The organism is Candidatus Hydrogenedentota bacterium (genome assembly GCA_019695095.1).
In the GTDB taxonomy this organism is placed as follows: Bacteria; Hydrogenedentota; Hydrogenedentia; order Hydrogenedentales; family SLHB01; genus JAIBAQ01.
This window is the reverse complement of record JAIBAQ010000321.1, coordinates 1-4305: the sequence shown is the minus strand read 5'-3', so window position 1 is coordinate 4305 and position 4305 is coordinate 1. Positions and strand designations below refer to the sequence as shown.

Below are 4305 nucleotides of genomic sequence, written 5' to 3'. Positions count from 1 at the left end.
AGGAGCTGCAACGCCGTCTGCGGGATGACGTTCGACTGCGCCAGCACCGAGGTGCCCGCACTCACCAGGATCTGGTTCCGGGTGAAGGCGATGGTCTCGCGCGCGATATCCGCATCACGAAGCGCGCTGTCTGCCGCCGAGGAGTTCTCTTCCTGGATGGCGAGCGTGCTGATCGTGAAATCGAGGCGGTTCTGGAACGCACCAAAGGTGCTTCGGAGCGCGGCCACGCTTCGGAGAGCGCTGTCGATAATGCTCAGCGCGGAAACGGCGCCGCCGACGCTTGAGATGGACACGGCGCTGATTCCCAGGTCACTGGTCTTTGCGCCGCTGACCGCGATAACTAGTGTTTGACCGCCTTGGGCGCCGACCTGGAGCGTAACGGTCTGAGCGGCGCTCAACACGCGCAGGCCGTTGAATTCCGTATCGAGCGCGATACGGTCCACTTGCTCCAGAAGTTGCTTCACTTCCGAATTCAACGAGGCGCGGTTCTGGTCGCTCTGCGTACCGTTGGCGGCCTGAACCGCAAGCTCGCGAATACGCTGCAACATGTTCGTGGTCGTTTCCAGCGCGCCTTCAGCCGTCTGAATCAGGCTGATACCGTCTTGCGCGTTGCGCTGAGCGACTTGCGAGCCGCGAATCACCGTACGCAGCGACTCGGAAATCGCCAATCCTGCCGCGTCGTCTGCTGCGCGATTGATGCGTAGACCGCTTGCAAGGCGCTCAAGGCTGGTATTGAGAGAAGAGGTGGATCGCCGCAAGATGCGAGAAGAGTTTAGCGCGGCGACGTTAGTGTTGATCCGTAGTCCCATGACTCAAATCCTCCGTGATGACTACCTACCTTTGCTTCCATGCATCGGTATCGAGCGCCGCGATAAGCGGTCGTTGATTCATATATCGGCAGAAGGGGCAAAAACCTGAAGCCGCCGGGGAAAAAAGTCGAAAAGGGCAGGTAATCAGGGGGTCGTGAGACGCCTCAGGACCTTTTCAAGGTTGTTCTGGGCTCCACGATGGGTGGGATCCAGTCGCAAGCAGTGGCCGAACGCCTCCTTGGCCTCGCCGAACACGCCCTGCTTAAAGAGGACGACCCCGAGGTTGTTGTACGCCGAGCTCAAGCCGCCTTCCCCAGCCAGCCGGAAATGCGCCTTCGACTCTTCCAGCATATTGTCATAATAGAAGAGTTCCCCGACCGCGTTGTGGAGTTCCGGGTTTTTGGCACCGCTGGCGACAAGGCTCAGCAGATGGTTCCGCGCTTCCGCCCGGCGCTCCAGGCGAAGCATCTGGTGAATATAGAGCCGGAGGCACTCGGTGGAGTCCGGCAGCGCGTCCAGCGCCTTTTTGGATTCCACGACCGCATCGGTGAGCCGGCCGGCCCCTTCAATGGCCACGCTGAGGTACCGGTGACCCTCTTTCCAGTTGGTGTCGTTCACCATCCCCTGCTCGAAACACTCGATGGCCCCGTCCCACTCTTTGGCATCGGCAAGCACGACGCCAAGATTGCGCCACGCTTCCGCCATCGCGGGATTCAGCTTCAGGGCAAGGCGCAACGCCTGGCGGGCCTCTTCTTCGCGCTTGAGCATGTGCAAGGCGGCGCCCAGGTCCTTTAGTATTATGGCGTTCGACGGGTCGATGCGGAGCGCTTCGCGGTATGACGACGCCGCATTCATCCAGTCGCCGACCTCCGCGTATTGGTTGCCCAGTTCCGCGTGGGCTTTGGCATCGGAAGGATCGGCTTTGACCTTGTCGTGTCCGAGGCGCAGGTACAGCTCCTGTTTTTCCCGGACCTTCTCGGGGGTCTTCGTAAACGGATAGTGAAGGATCGGAATGTCGCTGTTGGCAACCTTGAACCCCAGAGATTCCAGGGAGCGATTGACCAGTTCGTGGACCTTGCCCTCGAACTTTGCGCCTTTCTTATTGGCAAACAGCCGCACCTTGGTGCTGGGAAACCATCCCGCAAATCCGCGCGCATGGGGGTCGTCGGGCTGGCACGGCGTGAATTCGCCCACGCCGGTGTTGTTGGTGTAATTTCGGGTCGTCATCCGGTAACAGGTGTCCATGGGACCGCGGGCAAGCTGCCGCAGGCGGGCCACGTCTCCGGGGGCGAGGCGCTCGTCCGCATCGAGGACGAAGATCCAGTCCTTGCTGCACAAGCGCAGGGATTCGTTGCGGGCCGCCGCGAAATCGTCGCACCAGATGAAGGCGGTGGTCCGGGCGTTGAAGGCGCGCGCGATTTCCATGGTGGTATCCCGCGAACCCGTGTCTACGATACAGATTTCGTCGACCGCACCCTGGACGCTCTTAAGGCATTCAATCAGTTGGTCGGCCTCGTCTTTGACGATCATTGCAAGGGATATCGAGCCGCCCACCGACTACATCCTCTCTTCCATTTGCTACCTTCTGCCAACCGGCCAACCGTCCGTTGCGCCAGCTTCCGAGTTCTCACTGGCGCGCCGCCGTTTCGCCGGGAAGTGAAGCGGGGCTGCTTCGTGTTTATGATGGGGCGGGACCATGCCCCGAGCCGTGCTACTTCCTAAAGATGAGTTTTGGGTAGTCACCGCAAACATCAAATTCTAACACATACCTATGGAGCGCAACAAACCCGGTGCGCGGTGTTCAAGCGCAATGTGCACCGGCGCAATTGAGTGCTGACGCAACTTGCTCACGCGCAAGACGTTGAAGGTATGCCATGAGAATTTCTCGCGAAGACACTCTGAAGTCGGAGTACCGAGTTGTGTTTTGCCGTAGATCTCGCAGACGCGCGGGTTGGAATAGAGATTCACGTGGGTTCATGAGAATTCCGGTTACCACGCGGAGTATCAGGAGGCAGAAGACGGTTGGAATTGTCGAAAATTCGTCGATCTGACGATTTGCACAAGTGGCATACGGGTAGTGGGCAATGGGACCCAAATTGCCGGTTCGAATCTAAACGATGCAGAGTCAATGAGTTGAAGGCTGAGCGAGCGCTTGGGAAGTTCCTCGGCAAATCCAGGCATGATGATTGCGTGCTTTTGGTTTGCCACTTTAAGTAAGCTCTGATGCGTGCCGGAAGACGCGCCAAGGAGGGTGCTGTATGATTTCTCAAATGAGCTCGTCTCCAGGTATGCTAGTGTATGGAGGAAAGGCCGTGTCTGCACATTGGTTCTATTCGATGGACGTTGATGGGGAAACCCCCATGAGCCGTGCCATGAAGAGCGGCCACCTTGCACTTACGGAGTTCATGCTGCGTCAAGAGCGCGAGGACATGCCCGAAAACGCCGCTGGTGAAACGTTGCTTCAGCGTGCGGCGTATTGGGGAATGGAGCAGGCGGTACGCAAACTTCTGGCCGGTGGAGCAAACCCTGGAGAGCGCGACGACGTTGGCGAAACGCCGTTGCACAAGGCCGTTCGCCGCGGTCACACCGACACCGTGAAAGCCCTCATTGAGAGCGGGGCGGACGTGAACGAAACCAACAAGTACGGAATGTCCACCTTGCACTGGGTGGCGCTGAACGGTCGTGCCGACGTGGCGGAGATGCTGTTGGATTATGGCGCGGACGTGAACGTGCGCGACGAGGCATCCGGCGGCATGACGCCCCTGGCGATCGCCAAGCTCATGGGTTACGACGAGTTGGCGGAAGTGTTTGGATCGCGCGGCGGAACGTACTAACCGGTCACTACCCCAAGAATAGATTTGCATGCGACGCCCGGCAGAAATGCCGGGTGTCTTTGTTTTATGCGAAGTCTGCGATGATCCCACGCCGCGCTCGGCTTGAAGCGAAGGCTATCGTTTGTTGTGGGTAGCATCCTATGAAATGGAGCGTGTAAGTTGCTTTCGCCCTTACAGGGCTCATGTTGGGTGGGGGCTGGTACCTGGGGTTTCGATTCGCGTCGTTGCCGCGAATCTCACCCCAGGCTGGAGTCTGTCGTGCCTACGGCACTCAAGAGAAAAGGTCGTCCGACTGGCTTCTGTTTCTAGCACTGATATGCCACACCGCAGCGGTTGAGCAACGGCGCGTGAGAGACAGACAACCACTTGTCATTCTGAGCGTAGCGAAGAATCTGGCTTGAACAAAGCAGCGAGTGGAGTGCAGCGCCCGGTGATTGGGTGTGGTGCGTCTATTGCCAAATCCTTCGCTCCGCTCCTGAGAGACAAGCCGAGTCTCTTGCATGTGGTGCTCTTTCAGAGCGGTCGTTAGGGTGGACTGCTGACCTGGGGCGGCGTCCTCCTTCGCCCCTCGACTACGTCTCGGGGCTTCGGAGGACTCTGCCCCAGGCTACTATGTTTTGCGCCGTGCGGCGCGCAGGAGGATCAGACGGTGTGAGTAGTGA

Annotated in this window: 3 protein-coding genes; 1 reads left to right on the top strand and 2 read right to left on the bottom strand. The window is 58.9% G+C overall.

The window, feature by feature from the left end:
- Both K1Y02_25670 and K1Y02_25665 read right to left on the bottom strand, forming a co-directional pair.
- Positions 1–809: flagellin FliC (locus tag K1Y02_25670; GenBank protein ID MBX7259769.1), on the bottom strand; the 809-nt coding region annotated here is incomplete at its 3' end.
- Positions 810–953: 144 nt separating this feature from the next.
- Complete coding sequence (locus K1Y02_25665; protein MBX7259768.1) at positions 954–2363, bottom strand: tetratricopeptide repeat protein; 1410 nt, start codon at positions 2361–2363, stop codon at positions 954–956.
- 758 nt (positions 2364–3121) lie between these two features.
- Here K1Y02_25665 and K1Y02_25660 point away from each other — a divergent pair.
- Positions 3122–3643, top strand: a complete 522-nt coding sequence (locus tag K1Y02_25660; GenBank protein ID MBX7259767.1) for an ankyrin repeat domain-containing protein — start codon at positions 3122–3124, stop codon at positions 3641–3643.
- The last annotated feature ends 662 nt before the right edge of the window (positions 3644–4305 follow it).